17 protein-coding genes are annotated in these 21,962 nt (G+C 67.0%); 9 read left to right on the top strand and 8 right to left on the bottom strand.

Annotation, left to right across the window (positions count from 1 at the left end; translation table 11 throughout):
* Positions 1-2: 2 nt before the first annotated feature.
* Positions 3-1,553, bottom strand: a complete 1,551-nt coding sequence (locus MLP_RS15660) for an ABC transporter substrate-binding protein (RefSeq protein WP_013864122.1) — start codon at positions 1,551-1,553, stop codon at positions 3-5.
* Positions 1,554-2,005: 452 nt separating this feature from the next.
* Between MLP_RS15660 and MLP_RS15650 the strand changes: the two genes are divergently transcribed.
* Both MLP_RS15650 and secA read left to right on the top strand, forming a co-directional pair.
* Positions 2,006-3,280, top strand: coding sequence for a winged helix-turn-helix domain-containing protein (locus MLP_RS15650; RefSeq protein WP_041790123.1), 1,275 nt, complete (start codon positions 2,006-2,008; stop codon positions 3,278-3,280).
* An 84-nt stretch (positions 3,281-3,364) separates the two neighbouring features.
* Positions 3,365-6,268, top strand: a complete 2,904-nt coding sequence (gene secA, locus MLP_RS15645; RefSeq protein WP_013864120.1) for a preprotein translocase subunit SecA — start codon at positions 3,365-3,367, stop codon at positions 6,266-6,268.
* Positions 6,269-6,288: 20 nt separating this feature from the next.
* Here the strand turns inward: secA and MLP_RS15640 are convergent, their stop codons facing one another.
* Positions 6,289-6,924, bottom strand: a complete 636-nt coding sequence (locus MLP_RS15640; protein ID WP_013864119.1) for an Rv3235 family protein — start codon at positions 6,922-6,924, stop codon at positions 6,289-6,291.
* 141 nt (positions 6,925-7,065) lie between these two features.
* Between MLP_RS15640 and MLP_RS15635 the strand changes: the two genes are divergently transcribed.
* Both MLP_RS15635 and MLP_RS29535 read left to right on the top strand, forming a co-directional pair.
* Positions 7,066-7,368 (top strand): HAD family hydrolase, encoded by a 303-nt coding sequence (locus MLP_RS15635; protein WP_156821179.1) that lies wholly within the window; start codon positions 7,066-7,068, stop codon positions 7,366-7,368.
* Positions 7,313-7,549 carry an HAD hydrolase-like protein gene (locus MLP_RS29535; RefSeq protein WP_083843844.1) on the top strand — a complete coding sequence of 79 codons (237 nt, stop codon included), beginning with the start codon at positions 7,313-7,315 and terminating at the stop codon, positions 7,547-7,549. Before MLP_RS15635 ends, MLP_RS29535 begins: the two co-directional genes overlap by 56 nt.
* Positions 7,550-7,574: 25 nt before the next feature.
* Here the strand turns inward: MLP_RS29535 and MLP_RS15630 are convergent, their stop codons facing one another.
* Entirely contained in the window at positions 7,575-8,330 is a 756-nt protein-coding gene (locus MLP_RS15630; RefSeq protein WP_013864117.1) for a GntR family transcriptional regulator, read from the bottom strand.
* Between the two features lie 179 nt (positions 8,331-8,509).
* On the opposite strand from MLP_RS15630, the gene MLP_RS15625 reads away from it, so the two are divergent.
* From MLP_RS15625 to ku, 5 genes are all read left to right on the top strand, one after another.
* Positions 8,510-10,348 (top strand): wax ester/triacylglycerol synthase family O-acyltransferase, encoded by a 1,839-nt coding sequence (locus tag MLP_RS15625; protein ID WP_013864116.1) that lies wholly within the window; start codon positions 8,510-8,512, stop codon positions 10,346-10,348.
* A complete protein-coding gene (locus tag MLP_RS26540; RefSeq protein ID WP_013864115.1) occupies positions 10,345-10,821 on the top strand; it encodes a DUF6912 family protein in 477 nt (158 codons plus the stop codon). Before MLP_RS15625 ends, MLP_RS26540 begins: the two co-directional genes overlap by 4 nt.
* Complete coding sequence (locus MLP_RS15615) at positions 10,821-11,594, top strand: class I SAM-dependent methyltransferase (RefSeq protein ID WP_013864114.1); 774 nt, start codon at positions 10,821-10,823, stop codon at positions 11,592-11,594. The genes MLP_RS26540 and MLP_RS15615 overlap by 1 nt, the downstream gene beginning before the upstream one ends.
* 199 nt (positions 11,595-11,793) lie before the next feature.
* Entirely contained in the window at positions 11,794-13,554 is a 1,761-nt protein-coding gene (locus MLP_RS15610) for a hypothetical protein (RefSeq protein WP_013864113.1), read from the top strand.
* Between the two features lie 54 nt (positions 13,555-13,608).
* Complete coding sequence (gene ku, locus MLP_RS15605; RefSeq protein ID WP_013864112.1) at positions 13,609-14,415, top strand: non-homologous end joining protein Ku; 807 nt, start codon at positions 13,609-13,611, stop codon at positions 14,413-14,415.
* A gap of 18 nt (positions 14,416-14,433) precedes the next feature.
* Here the strand turns inward: ku and MLP_RS15600 are convergent, their stop codons facing one another.
* From MLP_RS15600 to MLP_RS15585, 5 genes are all read right to left on the bottom strand, one after another.
* A complete protein-coding gene (locus tag MLP_RS15600) occupies positions 14,434-15,840 on the bottom strand; it encodes a D-alanyl-D-alanine carboxypeptidase (RefSeq protein ID WP_013864111.1) in 1,407 nt (468 codons plus the stop codon).
* A gap of 33 nt (positions 15,841-15,873) precedes the next feature.
* Positions 15,874-16,029, bottom strand: coding sequence for a hypothetical protein (locus MLP_RS28615; RefSeq protein ID WP_013864110.1), 156 nt, complete (start codon positions 16,027-16,029; stop codon positions 15,874-15,876).
* A 23-nt stretch (positions 16,030-16,052) separates the two neighbouring features.
* Positions 16,053-19,415 carry an FG-GAP repeat domain-containing protein gene (locus tag MLP_RS15595; protein ID WP_013864109.1) on the bottom strand — a complete coding sequence of 1,121 codons (3,363 nt, stop codon included), beginning with the start codon at positions 19,413-19,415 and terminating at the stop codon, positions 16,053-16,055.
* Positions 19,416-19,547: 132 nt separating this feature from the next.
* Positions 19,548-20,198: a response regulator transcription factor gene (locus MLP_RS15590; RefSeq protein WP_013864108.1), complete on the bottom strand. Its 651-nt coding sequence runs from the start codon at positions 20,196-20,198 to the stop codon at positions 19,548-19,550.
* Positions 20,186-21,961, bottom strand: coding sequence for a sensor histidine kinase (locus MLP_RS15585; protein ID WP_156821178.1), 1,776 nt, complete (start codon positions 21,959-21,961; stop codon positions 20,186-20,188). The genes MLP_RS15590 and MLP_RS15585 overlap by 13 nt, the downstream gene beginning before the upstream one ends.
* Between the last annotated feature and the right edge of the window lies 1 nt (position 21,962).

Here is a 21,962-nt window from a genome sequence, read left to right as displayed (position 1 = left end):
ACTCAGCCCTCCTTGAGGCCGATGGCCAGGTAGTCGAATTCGAAGCCGTACTCGTCGTAGTTGACGACAGTCTCGGAGAGTCCGACGAGTCGATCGCCGAACACCGGCGTCTGGTCGGCACCATCGGCCTGGATCAGCCGTTGCGCGTCCTGGTATTTCAGTCGACGGCTGGCGTCGTTGGTGTCCGCCCGGGCCGCGTCCAGCAGCTGGTCGAACTGCTTGTTCGACCACGCGGACTCGTTGTAGGACGATCCGCTGCGGAAGATCTGGTTCAGCAGTTGGTCGACCGGTCGTCCGGTGAACCAATAGCTGACCATCAGCGGCTTGGACATCCAGATCTGGGAGTAGTAGGAGTCGGCCGCTGCGTTGGTAATCTTCAGCGTGATGCCGGCCTGCTTGACCTGGTCGGCGTACGCGGTCGCGATCGGGGTGAGATTCGGCTCGTAGGCAGAGGTGTAGATCCGAGTGCTGAAGTCCTCCCGGCCGAGCTTCTTCAAGATGGCCTTGGCTTTGTCCGGATCGTACTCGCGCTCATGGTCGGTCCAGTCCTTCAGCTGCGGCGGCACTGGGTTGTCCCAGCCAGGGGCGCCGGTGCCTTGCAATGCTGTCGACAAGACAGCATTCGGGTCGTACGCGAGCTTCATCGCCTGCCGCATCTGCGGATCGGCGAACTCTTTGCTGGTGAACAGCATCGGGATCGTGTACCACTGCGCGTTCTGGACCCGGGCGATGGTGGTGCCGGCGGAGTTGGCGACGACCCTGGCGGTCGGATTGTCGAGGTTGGTCTGGGCCAGCAGATCGACCTGCCGGGACAACAAGGCGTTGACCCGCGCCGAGGTGTCCTGGATGGAATAGAACTCGATCCGGTCAAGGGTCGCGCGACCGTCGAAGTAGTCCTCGTTGGCTCGGACCTGGCCGGGGCCCGCCGGAGTGAAGCTCTCCAGGACGAATGGCCCGGTGCCGATGCCGGTGCGCCCGATCTCCTTGGCCGAGCCGTCCGGGATCACATAGCACTGGTAGGCGGTCAGCAGCGAGGGGAACTCGGCGTTGGGGGAGCGGAGCCGGAACCGGACGCTCGTCGCGTCGACGGCGTCGATCGAGCGGATCAGCTCGAGCGGGCCGGCCTGCGGCGAGGCGGTGTCCGGGTCGAGGATGTGCGCAAAGGTGTAGCGGACGTCCTGGGCGGTCAGCCGGCGCCCGTCGTGGAAGTGGACGCCGGAGCGAAGCTTGAAGTCCCACACGGTTGCGTCGGCGTTCGTGGACCAGTCGGTGGCCAGGTCGGGGACGGTCTGGCCGTTGCGATCGAGCTTCACGACTCGGTTGTAGATCGCGCCCAGGTACTCGTAGGCCGACAGCGAGCTGGCCGGATCGAGGGTCTCCGCGGCGGTCGCCGCCGGACGCGCGATGCGCATCGTGCCACCGCGTCGCGCGGGGCCGGTGGCTGCCTGTTCCGGCACGGTCAAAGGTGGTGCCCCGCAGGCCGAGAGCCCGAGCAGCGTGGCACCGCCGAGCATGCCCCCGAGGAGCTGGCGGCGGTTGATCGCATGGTTCACATGGGCCTCCGGAGGGCGGATCTCAGCCTTGCGCACTAATCGTTCAGGCGAACGATACGCGTCTCCGGGGACTCTGTGAAGAGGGCCGCCGAGTCGCCTGCGGGCACGCGCTCGTGGTCTACGAGCCCAGCCGCTCATCGAGAAGTAGCGTGTGGTGCCACGAGCCGCCGAAACGGACACCAGGAACTACTTTTCGCGAAGGAGCGACACCTCTCATGGATCGCCGAGCAAGATTCACAAGACGTCCCGAACGGCCGCGATCATCGCCTCCCTGCTTGTGCTCTTCTGGGGCACGCTGATCGGGCTCGGCTACGCGACGGGGAGCGCGCTCATCCCGCCCGTGGCCCTCATGATCGTGGCACTCGCGGTCTACCGGCTCACCGCTCCAAAGGCGTCCGATCGCAAACCATAAGCGGCGAAGGACTGTCAGTGCCTCCCGATACGTTCCTGAGGTGAGTGTCACTACTGCCGTACGCAGGCCTCGTGAGCGCTTGACCCTGGCCCAGGCTCGCCGGGTCGCCCTGGCCGCCCAGGGCTTCGGTCGGCCGCAGCCGACCCGGCCCACCATGCGCGACGTCCAGGCCACCGTCGACCGGCTGGCCCAGTTTCAGATCGACTCGATCAACATCGTCGCCCGTGCCCACTATCTGCCGCTGTTCTCGCGGCTGGGTCCGTATGACACCGAGTTGCTGCACCGGGCAGCCCAGCGACCACCACGCCGTCTCTTCGAATACTGGGGTCACGAGGCGAGCCTGATCGACGTCCGGCTGCAGCCGGCGCTGCGTTGGCGGATGGCTGCAGCGGCCGAGGACGCCTGGGGCCGAATGAAGCGGATCCGGGCCGAGCAGCCGGGCCTGGTCGACGCCGTGCGTGCGGAGATCGCCGATCAGGGACCGTTGACGGCGCGGCAGATCGAGTACGAGGAGGAGCGGCGGACGGACCACTGGGGCTGGAACTGGTCCTCGGTGAAGACCTGCCTGGAGTGGCTGTTCTGGTCCGGCGAGATCACCGCGGCCGGTCGCAATCGTCAGTTCGAGCGGCTCTACGACCTGCCTGAGCGGGTGCTCCCGGCGCAGATTCTGGCGCAACCGACCCCGAGCCAGGAGGAGGCCGATGTCATCCTGATCCGCCGCGCCGCTCAGGCGCTGGGCATCGGCACCACGCGGTGTCTCGGCGACTACTTCCGGATCCCGGCGGGTCGGGCCCGGGTCGCGATCGCCGCACTGGCTGAGTCAGGGGAGTTGCTTCCGGTTGCGGTCCCCGGCTGGACGGACAAGGGCGGCGTCCATCTGTGGCACAACGCGCGGATCCCACGTCGGATCGAGGCCCGGGCATTGCTCAGCCCGTTCGACTCGATGGTCTTCGAACGGCAGCGGCTGGAGCGGTTGTTCCACTTCCGCTATCGGATCGAGATCTACGTGCCGGCGGAACGCAGGGTGCACGGCTACTACGTCTATCCGTTCCTGTTGGACGAGGCGATGGTGGCCCGGGTGGACCTGAAGGCCGACCGTGCCAGCGGCGTGCTGCGGGTCAACTCGGCCTGGCTGGAGGAGGGTGCGGATCCGGCCGAGGTCAGTGAGGCGTTGGCGGGGGAACTCACCGTGATGGCCGGCTGGCTCGGACTGAACGACGTCGTCGTCTCTCCCTGCGGTGATCTGGGCCCGCGACTCGCGGCGGCGCAACAGGAACGGCCTACGATAGGGGGCGCGTCCGATGCGGGGGCCTGACAGCCAGCAGCGCATCGGCCCGCCCAGACCGGGCGCACCCAGACGGGGTGCACTCGGTGCCGATCAAGCAAGGGACCAGATCACGTGGCTTTGATGGACAGACTGCTGCGCTTCGGGGAAGGCCGCATCCTCAAGCAGCTGAAGCAGACCGCCAACCAGGTGAACTCGATCGAGGACGACTTCGTCGCGATGGACGACGACGAGCTCATCGGTCAGACAGCCGATTTCAAGCAGCGCCACGAGAACGGCGAGAGTCTGGACTCACTGCTGCCGGAGGCCTTCGCCACCGTCCGGGAGGCGACCAGGCGGGTGCTCGGCAAGCGACACTACGACGTCCAGCTGATGGGCGGTGCGGCTCTGCACCTGGGCAACATCGCCGAGATGAAGACCGGTGAGGGCAAGACCCAGGTCGCGCTGTTGCCGTCGTATCTGAACGCGCTCGGCGGCGGTGGCGTCCACGTGGTCACGGTCAACGACTATCTGGCCAAGTTCCAGTCCGAGTGGATGGGCCGCGTCCATCACTTCCTGGGACTCGAGGTCGGGGCGATCCTCTCGCAGATGGATCCGGCGGCACGCCGTCGGGCCTACCACGCCGACATCACGTACGGGACCAACAACGAGTTCGGCTTCGACTATCTGCGCGACAACATGGCACTGACCCTCGACGACTGTGTGCAACGCGGTCACCACTTCGCCATCGTCGACGAGGTCGACTCCATCCTGATCGACGAAGCCCGGACACCGCTGATCATCTCCGGCCCGGCCGAGGACTCCCACGAGTGGTATCCGACCTTCGCCAAGATCGTTGATCGGTTGAAGCGCGACCAGCACTACGAGGTCGACGAGAAAAAGAAGACCGTCTCCATCCTGGAGGCAGGCATCGACGTGGTCGAGGACCGGCTCGGCATCGACAACCTGTACGAGTCGGCGAACACCCCGCTCATCTCGTACCTGAACAATGCGATCAAGGCCAAGGAACTGTTCAAGCTCGATCGCGACTACGTCAACATGGATGGCGAGATCCTGATCGTCGACGAGCACACCGGACGCACGCTGGTCGGCCGGCGCTACAACGAGGGCCTGCATCAGGCGATCGAGGCCAAGGAGAAGGTGCAGATCCGCGAGGAATACCAGACCCTGGCCACGATCACCCTGCAGAACTACTTCCGGATGTACGACAAGCTCTCCGGCATGACGGGCACGGCGATGACCGAGGCCGCTGAGTTCCAGAAGATCTACGGCCTCGGTGTGGTGCCGATCCCGACCAACATGCCGATGATCCGCACCGACGAGAAGGACCTCATCTATCGCACCGAGGAGGCCAAGTTCGCCGCGATCGTGGAGGACGTGGCCGAGCGGCACGAGAACGGGCAGCCGGTGCTGATCGGCACCGCGTCGGTGGCGAAATCCGAGATCTTGTCCAAGATGCTCAAGCAGTCCGGGGTCAAGCACGAGGTGCTGAACGCCAAGCAGCACGAGCGGGAAGCGGCGATCGTCGCGCTGGCGGGACGCAAGGGCGCGGTCACGGTCGCCACCAACATGGCGGGTCGTGGCACCGACATCATCCTCGGCGGCAACGCTGAGTTCATGGCAGATGCGAGGCTGCGCAACTCCGGCATCGATCCGGTGGAGCACTCCGAGCAGTACGAACGGGACTACCCGGAGATCCTGACTGCGCTCGAGGAGGAGACCGCCAGCGAGCATGACGAGGTCGTGGCGGCCGGTGGGCTCTATGTGGTCGGCTCCGAGCGGCACGAGTCGCGGCGGATCGACAACCAGCTGCGCGGTCGGTCCGGCCGTCAGGGCGACCCGGGGGAAAGCCGGTTCTATCTGTCGCTGGGCGACGACCTGATGCGACTGTTCAAGTCCGACATCGTCGAGTGGGTGCTGCAGGCACTCAAGGTGCCCGACGATCAGCCGATCGAGAACAAGCGCGTCTCGGCTTCGATCGCCAGCGCACAGGCGCAGGTCGAGTCCCAGAACTTCGAGATCCGCAAGAACATCCTCAAGTACGACGACGTGATGAACCGGCAGCGCCATGCCATCTACGGCGACCGGCGCAAGGTGCTGGAGGGTGCCGATGTCGAGCAGCAGCTCCGCTCGACGGTGGACACCGTGGTCCGGCAGTACGTCCGCACCGCGACCGAAGGCTTCGCCGAGGACTGGGACCTCGAGCAGCTGTGGACCCAGATGAAGACGCTGTATCCGGTCGGTCTGTCGTTGTCGGATTATGCCGAGCGGGAGGACCTGGAGCGCGACGAGCTGGAGGAGGCGTTCATCGCCGACGCCGAGGCCGCGTACGACCGGCGCGAGGAACAGCTCGGCGCCGACGTGATGCGCGAACTGGAGCGTCGGGTGCTGCTCACCGTGCTGGATCGCAAGTGGCGCGAGCATCTGTACGAGATGGACTATCTCCGCGAGGGCATCGGCCTGCGGGCCATGGCGCAGCGCGACCCGCTGGTGGAATACCAGCGTGAGGGCGGCGACATGTTCAACCAGATGATGGAAGCCTTCATGGAGGAAGTCGTCGGCTTCGTCTTCCATCTCGAGGTGCAGGTCACCGAGCAGCCGGCTGCGAGGGTCGGTGTGGTCACCGACGGTGCTGGTCGGCCGACCCGGGTCGGGGCTCCCCTGGTCGAGAGCGGACCGGATCCGGATGGGCCAGGCGTCGAGGTGCACACCGTCGGTCAGCCGGATCTCGATGAGCTCGAACTCGAGCTGACGCCGGAGCCGGCTCCGGAACCGGAGCAGGAGACGGCGTTCACCCGACCGAAGATCTCGGCCAAGGGGCTCAGCGGCTCCAGCAACGGGGGATCCGGCAACGCCCGGCGGATGACGTATTCGGCGCCGGGCGAGGACGGCTCGGTGGCGACCACCACCCAGGCCAAGGTCAAGAGTGAGTACGACGGCGTTGGTCGCAATGCGCCGTGCCCCTGCGGCTCTGGCAAGAAGTTCAAGATGTGCCACGGGCGGCCCGGCGTCAACTGATTCTGCAGCCGGCCCGGCGTTCAGGTGACCGCCGGGCCGAGGGACACCGCGGTGCAGCGCCAGCGCTCTCCGACACAGATGAGTTGGAAGGCCCAGGCCAGTGACCGTCGGCCGCGACGTACGTGCACCGCGACCTCCAGCACCCGGCGGTGGGTGAACTGGGCCCGCAACGAGCTGACGGTCGCCAAGGGCAACGGTGACGTGGTCTGGCGACGGGTGCGTTCGCGCCGCTGCAGGCGGGCATGCCGGCTCACCTCGGCGAGTGCCCACTCGTCCAGCCAGCGGCCGAGCGACTCCATGGGGCGCCGACCGTCGATGGCCTCGGCGAGCAGCTGGGCAAACCACGGCGCCCAGGTCTGCGCCTGTTTGGTGAGCTCAGCGGCTCGATCGGGCTCGACACCCGCCGGTGTCGGATCGACGGTGATCGGCACCGAGGCACGCGCTGGGGCGGGAAGATAGGAATCGGAGTCGGCCTCCTCGACTGCCTCGACCAGTCGCAACGGCGGCTGGTCAGGTGGCGTGATCGGCCGTGCGGCGCCGACTCCGGACCACTGCTCCGCGGGTGGCCGGCCGTCGACGGCCCGCCTCAGCAGGGCAGCGGCGAGAGGTGCAGCGGCGAGAGATGCAGCGGGAACGCCAGCGGCAGAGATGGACACAGCGAACTCCTCGGTCTCGGGTCCGATCAGCTTGCGAGCCGAGGGTCAAGAAGAGGAAATCTCACGTGTGGATAACTCGGCGATCTGGGGACAACTTCAGGTCGGGGGTGACCGCGCCGCCCCGGAGTGCTAGCAATGGTCATGCTCACCGAGATCCACCATGCGGCAGCCGCGTGGTTGTTCGACTTCGACGGCACCTTGACGGACTACGACTCTGCGGACCGAACCGCCGTGGAGGTGCTGCGCAGCGCCTGTTTCGACGACGTGCCGGCTGAGGAGTTCCATGCCGCTTCGGTGGCGGCTCGGACGGCCTTCTATCGGGTCTGGGCGGCTGGCGACACGAGTGTGGGACTAGACCAGTCCCGAGTCGCGGCGCTGTGCGAGCGATATGGGCGATCTGGAGCAGTCGCCGAGGCGGTCGCCACGTACCGCGGCAGCCGATAGCTTCGGCGTCGCCTCCACGCACTGTGTCTACGTCGGCGACTCCCATGAGTTCGACGTCGCTGCGGCAGCCGCCGCCGGCATGCACCCGATCTATGTGGGCCCTAAAGCACCAGCGGTCGAGGTGCCCAGCTTCCCTGAGCTACGGCGCCTCCACGAGCACCTGATATCCGGTCGATCCTGAGCCAGGCTTCCGCGTTTCCGGCGGATCAGACCATCAGATTGGACTGGATGCTGTATTGCGCGGCGCGGTAGACGTGGCGCCCGAACTCAACGAACCGGCCGGTGTCGTCATAGGTGATCCGGTCGACAGTGAGGCAAGCACAGGGCGCATCCTCGTCCAGCAGCTCCGCCTCCTCGTCGGTCATCAGCCGGGCCGAGATCCGCTGGTGCGCGATCTTGAGGTTCACGCCGAGTGACTGCAGCGTGGCGTACAGGCTGCGCTGCTCCAAGATCTCCCGGGTCAATTCGAAGCTGGCCGGCAGATAATTGGTCAGGATCGCCAGCGGGACATCGTCGGCCAGCCGCAGCCGGCGGACCTTGATGAACTCCTGCTCGGTGATGTCGGAGGCATCCAAGGCGCTGGCCACGTCGGGGTCCAACGGGCCGACGGAGTAGCTGAGCAACTGGGTGCTCGGCACCTTGCCGGCCTGGACGAGGTCGGAGTTGAGGCTGGTCAACCGCTCATCCCGGCTGAACTGCGACCGTACGACCTGGGTCCCGACACCCCGCTTCCGGACCAGCAGGCCCTTGTTGACCAGCTCCTGGATCGCCTGTCGGGCAGTGGGTCGCGACAACCCCAGCCGGGTGGTCAGCGAAAGCTCGTTCTCCAGCCGGTCGCCAGGGGCGAGCTCGCCAGAGGTGATCGCCTGCTCGATCGACCGGGCAAGCTGATAGTAGAGCGGTACCGGGGAATTTCGCTCCAACCTGATGTCCAGCTCGCGCGCGACGCTTGGCTGACTCATGCGGCCATGCTAGGGCTTTGTTGCAGCTAATCCCTAATGTATGAACAAGATCTTGTGCCAATGTACGCACATCGTCGCTCGAGTCCGGCCCTGCTGGGCGGCACGACCCAACTGGTGGGCCTCGGTAGGGTTGGCGTGCGGTTTCACTTTCCCTGAGTGACCGCGATGGAGGTAACGCGATGCCACAGCGACTGACGCCGCTGGAAGTGTCGCTGCTCGTGCTGGACACCGCGCACGCGCCGGCGCACGTCGCGACCGTGGACATCTTCGAAGCCGAGCCCGACGGACTCGATTACGAGCGACTGATCGCCCTGATCGGAGACCGGATCGCGTACGTGCCTCGCTATCGACAGCGGGTCCGCGACGTGCCGGCCCGGCTGGCGGCCCCGGTCTGGGTGGATGACGAGAGCTTCGACCTCACTTTCCACGTACGCCGATCGGCGCTGCCGCGGCCTGGAACCATGGAGCAGCTCCGCGAGTTCGTCGGCCGGGTCGTAGCCCGACGGATGGATCGCTCCCGGCCGCTGTGGGAGATGTACGTCGTCGAGGGCCTCGAAGGCAACCGGTTCGCGGTCGTCGCGAAGACCCACCTGACCCTGGTGGACGGCGTGGACAACGTCGACATCGGGCAGGTCCTGCTGGACGCACGCGTCGATCCCGGTTTCGAGTTCGAGACCACCGAATGGCGGCCCCTGCCCGAGCCCGGCGCGGCCGAGCTGGTTGCCGGAGCGTTGTGGGAGAGCGCTCAAGACCCTTTGCTGGCCTGGCAGAACCTGCAAGGCGTGGCGACCGGCGCGTTGGGTGTGGCGGTCGCCGTCGGCGAGGCGATGGGCGGTGTCGGATCGACGGTGGTCGGGCTGATCGAGAACGCGCTGCTGGGTAGTCGACCCCGATCCAGTTCGCCGCTGTCGGGGTTCGTCTCCGAACAACGCCGAGTAGCGCTGGTGTCGGTTCCCCTCGCTGACCTCAAGGCCGTTCGGGACGAGCACAACCACACCATCAACGACGTCATCCTGGCGGTTGTCACCGGCGCGCTGCGGTCCTGGCTGTTGACGCGGGGCGAATCGGTGCCCACCGGCCGCGAGCTCACGGCTCTCGTGCCGATGAGTGTCACAGAAGACGACGGCGAGCCGACATCGCTCGGCAGCCGGGTGGCTCCGCACGTACAGCCGTTGCCGATCGGCGAGCCGAACGCCCTGATGCGGCTGCATCAAGTCGCCTTCGCCACCCAGGCGCACAAGGAGACCGGGCGGGCGGTGGATGCCCGGACGCTGTCCGACATCGCCGGTTTCGCGCCGGCGACGTTGCATGCGCTCGGGGTACGGGTGTCCAACGACGTGCTGCGCCGACAGCACGACGTGCTGGTCACGAATGTGCCGGGGCCGCAGCTGACCCTGTACTCGGCAGGGGAGCGGCTGGTCGCCAGCTATCCCGTGCTGCCCCTGGAGGGAGGTCACCTGCTCGCGATCGGCGTCACCTCCTATGACGGTCAGGTGTTCCTGGGTCTGACTGCCGACCGCGATGCCGTGTCCGATCTCGATGTACTCGCGCAGTGCCTCGATGACGCGGTGGATGAGCTGCTGGACACGACGGTCCGCGCACGCAGCCAGCGACAGCCCACCCGCAAGGCGTCGGCGGCCGCTCGGAAGGCAGCTGCCTCGAAGGCCGCCGCACGTCAGGAGGCCCGACGGACCAGCGGCCAGCGGCGGGCGGCCATGCGCAACCTGGCCTCCCGCGCGGTGGAACTGGGCACCAGTGCCACCAAGGTGCCGGCGGCCAAGCGGACTGTCCGGGCGCCCACCACCTCCACCGCGAGAAAGCTGCCGACGAAGGAGCCGGTGGTCGAGTCCGATTCGACGGCCGAGACGAAGGCGCCGGCGGCCAAGAAGACACCTGCCAAGAAGACACCTGCCAAGAAGGCGACGACCGCGAAGAAGACGACGACGGCAAAGAAGACGACTGCCAAGAAGGCGCCCGCGAAGACGACGTCCGCGAAGACGACGGGTGAGGAAGCATGAGTGTCTTCGTCCCGCTCACTCTGGCTGCCGCCCGGGAGCTGCGGTCGAGCGGGTCAGCCTCGGAGCTGGTGGGGTACGCCGACGGACCAGCGCTGCGCCGTTGGCTGGGCGAGACTCGACTGGACGACGAGGAAGCCGGCTACGTCGCGCTCAACCACGCGGGAGCGGCGGCACTGCTGCTCGACGGCGACTCGTCCACTCGCTTGGTGCTGGCGGTCGACCTGGAGCTGGTCGGCACCGACGACCTCGGTGCAGTATCCGTGCCCCAGGTGCGGTGGGCCGACGTCCGGTCGTTGTTCGCCGACGAGGCGTCGGCAGCTGACGCTGTCCGGGCCGCCCGGCAGGAGGTTGGCGGCCTAGATCTCGGTGCCGCGTTGGCGGTCGCTGCGGTTGCCGATCTACAGGACAGCTACGACCTGCTCTGGTATGCGCCGGAGGAACTGGATTCCCTCGCGACGGACGTGGAGGGGTGATGGTCGTGGTCGACCCTGAGTTGAGCCGACGCGCTGCCTCCTTCGACGCCGTTGCCGACGTCTACGCGGCCGTTCGGCCCGGATATCCGCAGCAGCTCTCCGACTGGCTCGTCCCGGCCGATGCCCGCCAGGTCGTCGATGTCGGGGCTGGCACCGGCAAGTTCACCGCCACGCTGGTCCGCCCCGGTCGCACGGTGGTGGCGGTCGACCCGTCGCCTCAGATGCTGGCCCAGCTCCGTCGTAGTCTGCCCGGCGTCGATGCCAGGATCGGTACCGCCGAGGCGATCGGCGTACCGGACGGATGGGCGGATGCGGTCACCGTCGCCCAGGCCTGGCATTGGGTCGACGTTCCGGCCGCGTGTGCCGAGGTCGCGCGAGCGCTTCGGCCCGGCGGCCAGCTTGGCCTGATCTGGAACTACCGCGATGAGCGGGTCGGCTGGGTCCGCGAGCTCGGGATCGCGATGCATGCCGACGGTGATCACTACACCGGCAGTATCGAGGCTGCGACCCCCGAGGTTGTCGCTCCGTTCGGCCGCCCCGAGATCCGCGGGCACTCCTGGCGGCAGCCTCATACGAGGGAGTCGCTGCTGGATCTCGTCCGCTCGCGCAGCTATTTCGCAGTGCTGGATCCCTGGGAACGGGAGACCGCGCTTGCTGACGTGATTTCGCTCCTCGACACCCACCCGGAGCTGGCCGGCCGCCAGTCCTTCGAGCTGCCGTACGTCACCATCGCCTTCCGCTACACCCTGGGCGCTACGTCGGTCCACGGCTGAACTCGGGGAACGCTGGCTTCGTCGAGAAGGCGCAGATGCATCTTTGCTCATCGAGAAGGCGTAGCTACAGGTGAAATCGCACGTTTGACCTGTAACTGCTCCTTGTCGAGGTGGGTTGCTCCTTCTCGGCGAACGCATCGGGCGCGATTTCGCCGCGAGGCGCTGGGGAGTGTCAGTGGTGGTCTCTAGACTCGCTTGTATGTTCGATCGCGGTCAGGGTGATGGTGCGGGGTCTGGCGTTGGCCGGACCCCGGGCCGGGTCCTGGCTGATCGGATCCGGGCTCGGGAGCAGCGGATGCGATCTGATGAGGTCGGCACCGTCCGGGATGTGATGGAGTGGCTGGAGCTTCACTGCGTGGACCCGACCGATCCGATGGCGACCGGACCGGCCGGTGGGGTCGGGCGGCGCGCGGGCTCGGACGGGACGCCGTTGGTGGATGAGTTCGCCGCGTTGGAGTATGCGTCCTTGCGGGAGTTGGCACCGCCGACCGCGCGAGCGTTCCTGCTCGATGTCGCCGATCTGGTGCACCGCTTCCCGAAGCTGTTCCGCGCGGTGATGGCGTTGTGGATCCCGGTCTGGCAGGCCCGCAAGATCGCCGTCGCCTGCCGCCAGCTGTCCTTGGCTGCGGCGTTGCGGGTGGATGCCGAGATCGCGGCGAAAGCGGCGGGTCTGCCGTGGTCGCGGCTGCTGACCCAGTTGGATGCCGCGATCAAACGGGCCGATCCCGAGCTGGCCGAGCGGCAGCGGGTGAAGGCGAAGCAGGCTCGGTATGTGGCTTTGTGCCGATCCGAAGACGGGATCAACACGCTGATCGCGCGGGCTGACCAAGGCGATCTGGTCATGGTCTACGCGTTGGTCGAGCGACTGGCCGAGATCTTGGCGATGGAGGGCAACACCGAATTGGCCGATGCGCGGCGCGCGACCGCGTTCGGGCTGCTGGCGCAACCTGCGCTGGTGTTGCAGATGTTGCTACGCCACGCCCATGACAGTGCCCACGCTGAGACAAGCAACAACACGCCAACAGACAGCACGCCCGCAGACAGCGCGCCGGCCGGTGGAGGGAGTCAGGCTCAGGCTGCCAGCGAGGGAACGAGGGGGTCGGAACCGACCGCTGAGCCGGTCCAGGACAGTCTGCTCGGTGAGGATGAGCCGCCGGCCTGGACGGCTGAGGAGTACGCCGAGCCGCCGGATCCAATGCCGGATGCCGATTCCGGGTCGCGGTGGCGACGGCGACCGGCCCCACCTCCGGAATCGAGCCTGTTCCCGCCCGGGTGGTCATCCGAATCAGACTGGTCATCTGAACCAGGCAGGTCAGCCGAACCAGAGGGTGACAGTCCCAACAAGGCCTCGCCATGCCCCCATTGCGGAGCTGAGGATCGATCCGGGCTCCGGCTCAACCTGCCCGGACTCTCCGAGCTGCTGACCGAGCAGGGGCTCCGCGCGGCTCGGCCCAGAGTCGCCTTGAACGTGTATCTGACCGACCAGACCCTCGCTACCGGCGACGGCGTGGTCCGCGTCGATCACGCCGACTACGGGCCGATGCTCGCGAGCCAACTCCGCGAATTCTTGGCTACCCATGCCTGTTCGATCAGCGTGCGGCCCGTGCTCGATCCCGATCACCTGCCAGCCGTGGACGCGTACGAGATCCCCAAGGGTGTCCGAGATGCGGTCCGGCTCCGGCATGTCGCCTCGGTGTTCCCTTGGTCGAGCTCAACGAACTCTCACCTGGATCTGGATCATACGAACCCGTACCGGTGGGATGGCACTCCTGGCCAAACGGGTCCACGGAACCTCGGACCCCTGCTCCGCGGCGAGCACAACGCCAGGACCCATGGCTTGTGGACGGTCCAGGCACCCCATCCCGGCGTGTTCCTGTGGCGCTCGCCTCACGGGTACTACTTCCTGTGCACCAACCAAGGCACTCAGAGTCTCGGTCCACTCCCCGACGCCTGGAAGTAGCGCTGGTTGCGCCGGAAGTAGCGATGATCTCGAAAGTGTTGGCAGACTCGTGCCATGCCACGGTCCATCTGGAAAGGCGCGATCTCGTTCGGGCTGGTCACCATCCCGATCAAGCTCTACTCGGCGACGGAGGAGAAGGACATCAGCTTCCGCCAGGTTCATCCCACCGATGGCGGCCGGATCAAGTACAAGCGGGTCTGCGAGAAGTGCGGCAAGGAGATCCCGTATGCGGAGATCGCCAAGGGCTACGAGCTGCCCGATGGCCGGCTGGTCATCCTCACCTCCGAGGACTTCGACGACCTGCCGCTGAGCACCACCAAGGCGGTCGAGGTGGTGCAGTTCGTCGCCGAGGAGGAGGTGGATCCCACCTACTTCGCCAAGACGTACTTCCTGCAGGCCGATGGTCCGGGCATCAAGCCGTACGTGTTGCTGCGGGACGCGTTGACGAAGACCGGCAAGTCCGCCGTGGTGAAGGTCGCGCTGCGCTCCAGGGAGTCGTTGGCGTTGATCCGGTCCAAGGACGACGTGCTGCTGATGCACACCATGCTCTGGCCCGACGAACTGCGCGACGGGTCCTTCGCCGCCCCGCCGTCGGAGGTCACAGTGTCCGACGCCGAGGTCACCATGGCGCAGTCGTTCATCGATGCTCTGTCGGGCGATTTCGAGCCGGAGGAGTACCACGACTCCTACCGGGAGGCGCTGGAGGCGCTGGTGCAGTCCAAGGCGGAGGGCGTACCGCTGGAGGCCGAGCCGGAGGTGCAGGAGCAGGCCGAGGTCGTCGACCTGGTCGCCGCGCTGCGGGCCTCGGTCGAGGCGGCCAAGAAGCGGCGTGAGGCGGCGGCCGAGTCCAAGGCGGTCTGATCCCCGAAGCCGGTCAGATCAGGGGATTGCCTGCTGGAAGGCCGCGGCTACGGCATTCACGTCGTCCCCGGCGCCCGTCAGCGCGGTCGGCACGTCGGGATAGGTCCCGCCGCTCATCGACAGCGCGAGCACGAGCGTCCGACCGGAGTTGGTCGTCAGATAGCCGGCGAGGCTCTGCACCTTGGCGTACGCGCGGCCGGTGGCCGGGTCGACGGCCAGGCTGGTGCCGGTCTTGGCCGCGATCTTGCCGCGGGCCGGGCTGTCGTGCCCTGACAGCGCCATCGTCCCCGACTCGCCCAGCACGGGCTGGCCGGCGACCAGGGCGTCGCCCCAGGGCTGGGTCCGGACCCAGGTCATCCAGGCTGCCATCTGGGTCGGGGTGGTGGAGGCGGGATCGGCGCCCTGTCCGTCGAACAGCAGCACGTTGTCCGAGTCGAGCTCGGCGGCGTCGACCTGTTCGCGGATGCTCTTGAGCCCATCGGTGCAGTCGGTCGAGCCGCGCCCGGCCGCGAGCAGGCACAGCACCGCGTTCGCCCCGGTGTCATAGCTGGTCAGCAGGATCATCGTGCCGAACCGTTCCAGCGGCGGCGAGGTCAGCGTCGCCACCTTCCGGTCGTCCGGGTAGCGGGTGGGCTGGCCGGGACGACCCGGCAGTCCGGAGGTGCTGTTGCGCGCGACTGTCGGGGCGGAGACGGTCACGCCGGCGCGCCGGAGCGCCTCGATGAACAGGCTCCTGGCCCAGGTCGCGGCATCCGGAATGCGGTGGATCGTCACCTGGGAGGCACCCACCCCGATGGTGCCCGAGACGGTCAGCCGTTCCGGATGCCGCGGGTCGGGGGTGACCACCAACTCACCGGCCGCGTCCGCGGGCGCGGTCTTCACCGCGGACCGCACGGTGAAGGCTGCGGTCTGCGGTCGCATCCGCACCGTCGCCGGCCGACCCGGCGACGAGCCGCCGGTCACGGTGAGGTCGAGGATGTTGTCGTTGACGAAGATCGGCGGCACCGGCCCTTCCTGGCCGTCGAACGTCTGCCATAGCCGCGTGTCGATCACCACGTCGCCGTCGATCCGTTTGATGCCGGAGCTGGCGACCTGCTGGGCGAGGCTGTCCAGCCCGGCCAGCGGGTCGTCTTTCACCAGGGCCGCCGTCGGTGCGATGTCACCGTAGACGTGATCGATCGTGGTGGCGGTGAACGCCTGATCCACTCGGCCCTGCATCGCACCCCGGCCACCCAGGGCAAGATCGCCGGAGGCGACCAGGACCAGCGTCCCGGCGAGTCGGTCCCGCGTCCGTTTGCCCAGGGCATAGACCGGGGTGGTGATCACCCTGTCCGGCCCCAGAGTCGCGTACGCGGAGCCGATGGTGAACTCCTTGGCCGTCGACCCGGTGAAGACCAGCTCGTCGGGCCGGTTGGCCAGCAGCACCTCACCGGTCTCCGGGTCGCTGACTCGATAGAGTCAGCGGGCGCCGCTGTATTCCGGCTTGGCCATGATCGTCCGGGCTGCCTCCGGCAGGGTGCCGACCGGGTCCGGCCCGATGGGGCCGGCTCCGCCGGTGCAGCCGGCCAGCAAGGCCAGGATGATCACCAATGCGGGTGCGACTCTGCCCGTCATCACTGCTCCTTCGTGCTCCGACGTCACCGCGTGCGCTTGGTCGACGCGGTCGTCCCGTATTCGAGCCGGACGAGCCGATCCTTCTTGTCCTTGACACAGGTCCATGGCGCGGAGCCATAGATCTGGACATAGCGACCCCGCTTGTCGGTGACCAGGATGTGGGTGTTCAGATGCGTCGATGACTGAGTAGCACAGCGCTGCGCTTCGTCGAACTTCGAGCCGGTGATCTTGAGTTGCACCGCGAGTTGGTCACCGCGGACCTTCAGGGTGCCCTTGATCGATGGTTTCCCGCGGATCGTGAACTCTGCCTTCTTCTTGCTTGCCTTCTTCAGCCGTACGGTCTGTGGGAATACGTCCTCGCCCTTCGACGTGTTGACGAGCCCGCCGGAACCGCCTTCCTCGTGCAGCACCTTGAACAACTCGACCTTGGCGCGGCGGAGGTCGAATCCCTTGGGGATCGTGTCTGTGAAGCTGGCACTGACTTGACCCGAATTGGAGCCCCGCAGTATGGCCGAGGCGACCGTTACACCCGACGCGGGCTGGGCATTGAAGCACTCCTCCCCGTCGTGGGACCCGTTCTGGTAGGTGTTGCGCCAGTAGTCGCAGGTTCGGGTGGCAAAACCCCAGCTGTTGAGCTCGTCGAGGCCGATGCCGAGTGTGCAGTCGCCGTACTCCCAGCGTCCGGTGCCGACACCGTCATAGCTGCACTCCTTGCTGACCGGCGTACGGAGGATGTAGGTCGTCATAAAGTAGGGGCCGGTGAGGTAGTTGTTGCGGAAATCGCAGCTATAGCCGTACGCTCCCCACGAATCCGGTTTGAGAGAGAAGAGGGCATTGTCGGGACCGGTGCACGGTCGGCCACGGCTGTGATAGCCATCCCAGGAGGTGAAGTCGATCTCGAGTTCGTTCGGTGGCTCACCCGGCAACGTCGGATACCAAGACTCGACTAGCGTCTCATTGACCCACTTGTTCTGGATCTCGCCGACGTAAATGGGCGGTCGTTCGCCAGGTTGCGCTGACGCGCACCCCCAGTTGAACCAGTCCACCCGATCTCGATCGCGCACGGCAACGGTCGTGAGGTCCATGCACTTGCTGACCTGCCAGCGATCCCAGAGCGCGGGCAGGAACTTGTTGTAGACCCAGCGGGTGAAGGCGTACCGTGACACGCTCAACAGCCCATCCTGATCGAGGATCCACACCTGAGCACTGACTTGGTGTCCGACGGTGGACAGCAGGCCATAGTCCGCGAGCACGTGGTGCTTGTGGTTGTTGATGGCATCCTGCATGTGCTGCTGGTTGGTGGCGATGGTTTTCTGAACTTCGTTGTAGGTAGGCGTGAACTCGTCGTTCACGGAATGGTCGTCCGGATCCGACTCGGGCGTCGTCGAAGCGGTGATCGCCAGCGCGGCAGCGGTCAACTCCAGCAAGATGCTCCCCCCTTCCCCGCCCGGTATGAGGGCCATGACCGGCGCTGCCAGGTCGGCGACGCCCTCGAACAGGCCGAGCAGATCAGGGCCCGGCTTCGATGGTGCCGGAGCTCGGATGCTCTGCGCCTGACCCAGCTTGAGGTCGTCCACGATCGAGGGGAACTCGGAATTCTCGTCGACGAACAGGGCGTTCTTCAGATCGGAGAGGTGGTCGAAGTGAGTGACTGCCTGGCTCGCCCAATACAACTCACTGATCAGCTGATTGCTCGTCGTCGTCCAACTGTCAACGGAGACTCCGCTCCCGTTCGGCGGCGTACAGGTCTCATAGCGATTGGGATTCTCGCTGATCGGCTGCCCGTTGCACCTGGCTACCAGGTCGTCCATGTATTGCTTCAGCTGAAGTGCGGTGTTGTCGATGTTGGCCGACATATAGGTGTTGCGCACCGGTATCGCGAGTTCAAGCAGTTGTTGGGCAGCGACGAGAGCGGGCTGATCCAAGGTGGGGAAGTTCCCGTACGGGCGGTAGCGGGCGAATGTCTTGCTCGCCGGGTCGAGCCTCCAGGTGCGGACGCCGTGCGTACCGCGGGCGACGAGCGCGTGCGCGGTGGAGGCAGGGTCGAGCCGAGGCGTGTCGATCGTCGAGAAGCGGGACGGGTTGCTCCACAGGTCGTCGGTGAGCGCCGGCACCCCGGACGACCAGGTCGACCAGGCATTGGTGTCGGGGTCGAAGCTCCAGACCTGGAGACCGGTGCTGCTGCGGGCCAGCACGTCCTCCCGGCCGTCCCCGTCGACGTCGGCGACCCGGAAAGTGCCCCAATGCTGGGCCTGGCTCCACATGCTGTCTGCGCCGATGTTGAGCGTCGGCGATGTCTGCCAGGTGTTGTCGGGCTGCAAGGTCTGGATCACCAGGCCTCCGGGGACCCTGCCGGCCACAGAGGCTGCGGCGGACAGGCCACGGATCGGCTTGACCGTGGAGTAGAACTCGGAATTGTCGTACGGGTTGCCGTTGAAGGGCCCGGCCTGCCCAGGTTCGGTACCGAAGTACCAGGCCCCCCAACCATCGGCTCTCGACTCGGTGCCATCGAAGGTGTAGGTCACCACTCCGTGGGGTGACCGGGCGATCAAGGTCTTGGTGTCGTACTCGTGGATCGTGCTGTAGTAGGCCGCGTTGGTGTAGCCCGCCTCGTCATTGAACGATGCGTTGAGCGACGACTGCTCCCAGACGCCCTCGACCCACCGGAACAAGACCACACCGGTCTTCAGCCGGTACAGCACGTTCTTCTTGGTGGAGCCTTCCGGGGAACCCAGCGGCACCAGCTTCATCGTCAGGTAGTTGTCCGGGTCGTTGTCCTTGGTCGGGTCGCTCAATGGCGGGTTACCGGCCAGCTGCTCCCAGCTCGCGACATCTCTGGTGGCCCCGGGGACGTAGCGGTAGGCGATGATGCCCTTCGGTCCGCGGATCACCACCTCCGCCTTCCCGTCGCCAGTGACGTCGCCGACCTGCAGGGTCGACCAGTACGCCTGCTTGTTCCAGCCGTCGGCGTCGGAGAGGATCGGGTCGATCTTGATCTGGCTCCACTGACCGAGAGCGGCATCGAAGCGGTAGACCTGGATGCCGGTGGCGCCCCGAGCAACCATCTCGTCAGCCCCGTCGCCGTTAAGGTCGCCGTAGCGGATGTTGGCGAAGTGCTCGGGATGGTCGTCGTTCCAGCCGTTCAGGTCGGTCAGTGCCGGGATGTTGTAGGTCGGGCCCTTCGCGCACAGGTAGTCCAGGTCCGGGTTCGGATTCGGGCAGGTGAGCGCCGGCGCGGGTGCCGGGGCGCTGACCGTGGGACTCGGTTTCGGCCTGGGCTTCCGGTCCGGCTTCGCCTCCGCGGCCGGCACCAGTGTGATCACCAGCATCAGTCCGAGGAGTGCGGCTATCCAGGCACTGATGGAGCGTCGGCGCGTACGAGTCATGGTGGAACCCCCCTGTCCGACTCCACCGTGGCCTTACCTGCGTTCCGGCGCCATTGACCTACGTACGACGTCCTCGTGCACCGGGGTACGTCCGGCGCATTCCTCTGGAGGTAGTGGTCAGAGAGATTGTCGTCAGTCCTGGGACAGGAAGCGCAGCGCGGCCAGCACCCGACGATGCCCGTCGTCGCTCTCGGACAGGTCGAGGGCGTCATAGATGTGAGAGGTGTGCTGGACCACCGCTCGCAGCGAGATGCCCAGCTGTCGGGCGATCGCGGTGTTCGACCTGCCCTGCGCCAGCAACGCCAGCACATCACGCTGCCGCGGCGTGAGCCGGTCGAGCTCCGGGCTCTCGACCCGAGCCCGGGCCACCATCAAGGCGACGACCTCGGGATCGAGCACGATGCCCCCGGAGCCGACCCGCCTCAGGTCCTCGACGAATGTCTTGACGTCGGCGATCCGCTGTTTCAGCAGGTATCCGGTGCCGGCTGTCTGGTCCGCCAGCAGCTCCAGCGCGTACTGCCGCTGCAAGTGCTGAGACAGCACGACGATGCCGACCTGAGGGAGCCGGCGCCTGATCTCCAGCGCGGCGCGCAGGCCCTCGTCGGTGTGCGTCGGCGGCATCCTGATGTCGGTCACCACCAGGTCCGGCGCCAGCTCGAGGCAGATCCGGACCAGATCCTCAGCGTCTGATGCGGTGCCCACCACCGAGAGGCCGGCGGCCTCCAGGATGTGCTGCAGCCCAGCGCGCAGCAGGGCCTCGTCCTCCCCGATCACGATCCGCATGGCAGCTCCACTCTCAGCCGGGTGCCAGCACCCGGCGGGCTCTCGACGGTCAGCCGACCGCCCAGCACGTCGACTCGATTGGCGATGCCGGACAGCCCGGCGCCCGTGCCGGCGACGGCGCCGCCGACCCCGTCGTCGATGACGACGATGATCAGCCGGTTGCCCTCGCGATCCACCCGGACGTCGAGCCGGGTGGCCTGTGCATGCTTCACCGCGTTGGAGAGCGCCTCGGCGATCACGAAGTACGCGGTGCTCTCGACGGTCGGTGGCAGGGTCATCGTGCGATCCGAGACGGCCACGCTGGTGGGCAGCGGCATCCGGTCCGCCAGATCCACCACGGCCGGGATCAGGCCGCGCTCCATCAGCGGGGCCGGCATCACGTCGTGGACCAGCTCGCGCAGCTCCCGCGCGGCGCCGTCGATTCGCTCCCGGAGACGCTCGGCGGCCTCCGGCAGATCGGCCGGGCGCTGCTCCAGCTCGGCCAACTCCTGTGCCTGGAGCGCCAGAAGGACCAGCTCCACCTGCAGCCCGTCGTGCAGATTCTGGGCAAGCCGGCGACGTGCGCGGTCGCCGGCCTCGACCAGACGTTCCCGAGACAGCTGCAACGCCGACTGGTTGGCGCGCAGCTCGGCGGTGAGCCGGGCGTTCTCGAGCGCGACGGCCGCGATGGCACCTGCCGCGCGCACCGGCTCAGGGTCGGGGTTCAGGTCGGCGTCGTAGGTGATCACGCCCACTCGACGCGAACCAAGGCCGATCTCGACACTTGCCCGGTCCGCGTCGGGCCTCGGTGGGCGGATCGGGTTGCCCGCGGCGTCCAGATAGGCCGAGCCCGACCAACGACCCAGTTCGACCGACGGATCGCCCAGGGCGCGGCGCAGAGCCGCGAGCACCGGTGCCACTGCCGTGTCGTCGGCCGGGTCGTCGGCGGTGTCCCCGATCCATTCGCCGAGCTCGGTCACCTCGCCCGTTCGGGCGAAGACGCCCTGCAGCATCGCCCACAAGAAGACGATCGGCAGGCCGGCCAGCAAAGAGAGCTGAAAGGCCACCAGACCCTCGGCCGAGAGCGCGAGCAACGGAGCCAGCACATTGGCCCCCAGCGGAACCGACAGGACGGCGACGATCCCGTAGGCGTACAGGGTGGCCAGCACCACGCGCTGCTGTGCGGGTGCCCGGCGGATCCGTGCCAGCAACACCCAGGCGGTGCTGAGCATGACCAGCATCCCGGCCAGCGACTGCACCGTGCCGCCCAACGCCACCAGGTCGGGACGGTCGGCCACCGCCAGCGACACGGGGTAGGGGCCGTCGACCTCGAACAGGTACAGCGGCGCCTGGAGGACCAGCGCGACGATGAAGCCGCCGATCACCGTGACCTGCGACAGCCGCGAGCGGATCCGTCCGGAGGGGAAGACGTGCAGCAGCCACACGATGAACACCAGCGGGCTGGTGGCCGCCGCCGTGCCGATCGCGGCCACCGGGGTCGAGGTGAGGTTGCCGGCGGCGGACAGGAACCAGCTAAGCCCGGTAAGCACCATGATCAGGCCGCAGCGGTTCCCCGGGCGGCGGGCCCACGCCACCAACCCCGTGCCGAGGTAGACAAGTGCGGTCGCGGTGATGCACACGTAGAGCATGACCGGACCGGCCTGCTCGACCAGGAAATAGCTGATCTGGCCGTAGGCGATGACCGTGCTGGCCAGCGCAATCACACCCAACGCCCCGCACAGGGATTGCCGAAGGGCCGAGCGGTGACGCTGGCGACTCGTCACG

It is taken from the genome of Microlunatus phosphovorus NM-1, assembly GCF_000270245.1.
Taxonomy (GTDB): domain Bacteria; phylum Actinomycetota; class Actinomycetes; order Propionibacteriales; family Propionibacteriaceae; genus Microlunatus; species Microlunatus phosphovorus.
This window is presented reverse-complemented; position numbering and strand designations above follow the sequence as displayed.

What these genes read in the sequence shown, in the direction of transcription:
- MLP_RS15635 (WP_156821179.1), top strand. Translation starts at nt 7,066, where the DNA reads ATGCTCACCGAGATCCACCATGCGGCAGCCGCGTGGTTGTTCGACTTC.
- MLP_RS29535 (WP_083843844.1), top strand. Translation starts at nt 7,313, where the DNA reads ATGGGCGATCTGGAGCAGTCGCCGAGGCGGTCGCCACGTACCGCGGCA.
- MLP_RS15630 (WP_013864117.1), bottom strand. Translation starts at nt 8,330, where the DNA reads ATGAGTCAGCCAAGCGTCGCGCGCGAGCTGGACATCAGGTTGGAGCGA.
- MLP_RS15625 (WP_013864116.1), top strand. Translation starts at nt 8,510, where the DNA reads ATGCCACAGCGACTGACGCCGCTGGAAGTGTCGCTGCTCGTGCTGGAC.
- MLP_RS26540 (WP_013864115.1), top strand. Translation starts at nt 10,345, where the DNA reads ATGAGTGTCTTCGTCCCGCTCACTCTGGCTGCCGCCCGGGAGCTGCGG.
- MLP_RS15615 (WP_013864114.1), top strand. Translation starts at nt 10,821, where the DNA reads ATGGTCGTGGTCGACCCTGAGTTGAGCCGACGCGCTGCCTCCTTCGAC.
- MLP_RS15610 (WP_013864113.1), top strand. Translation starts at nt 11,794, where the DNA reads ATGTTCGATCGCGGTCAGGGTGATGGTGCGGGGTCTGGCGTTGGCCGG.
- ku (WP_013864112.1), top strand. Translation starts at nt 13,609, where the DNA reads ATGCCACGGTCCATCTGGAAAGGCGCGATCTCGTTCGGGCTGGTCACC.
- MLP_RS28615 (WP_013864110.1), bottom strand. Translation starts at nt 16,029, where the DNA reads ATGACGGGCAGAGTCGCACCCGCATTGGTGATCATCCTGGCCTTGCTG.
- MLP_RS15595 (WP_013864109.1), bottom strand. Translation starts at nt 19,415, where the DNA reads ATGACTCGTACGCGCCGACGCTCCATCAGTGCCTGGATAGCCGCACTC.
- MLP_RS15590 (WP_013864108.1), bottom strand. Translation starts at nt 20,198, where the DNA reads ATGCGGATCGTGATCGGGGAGGACGAGGCCCTGCTGCGCGCTGGGCTG.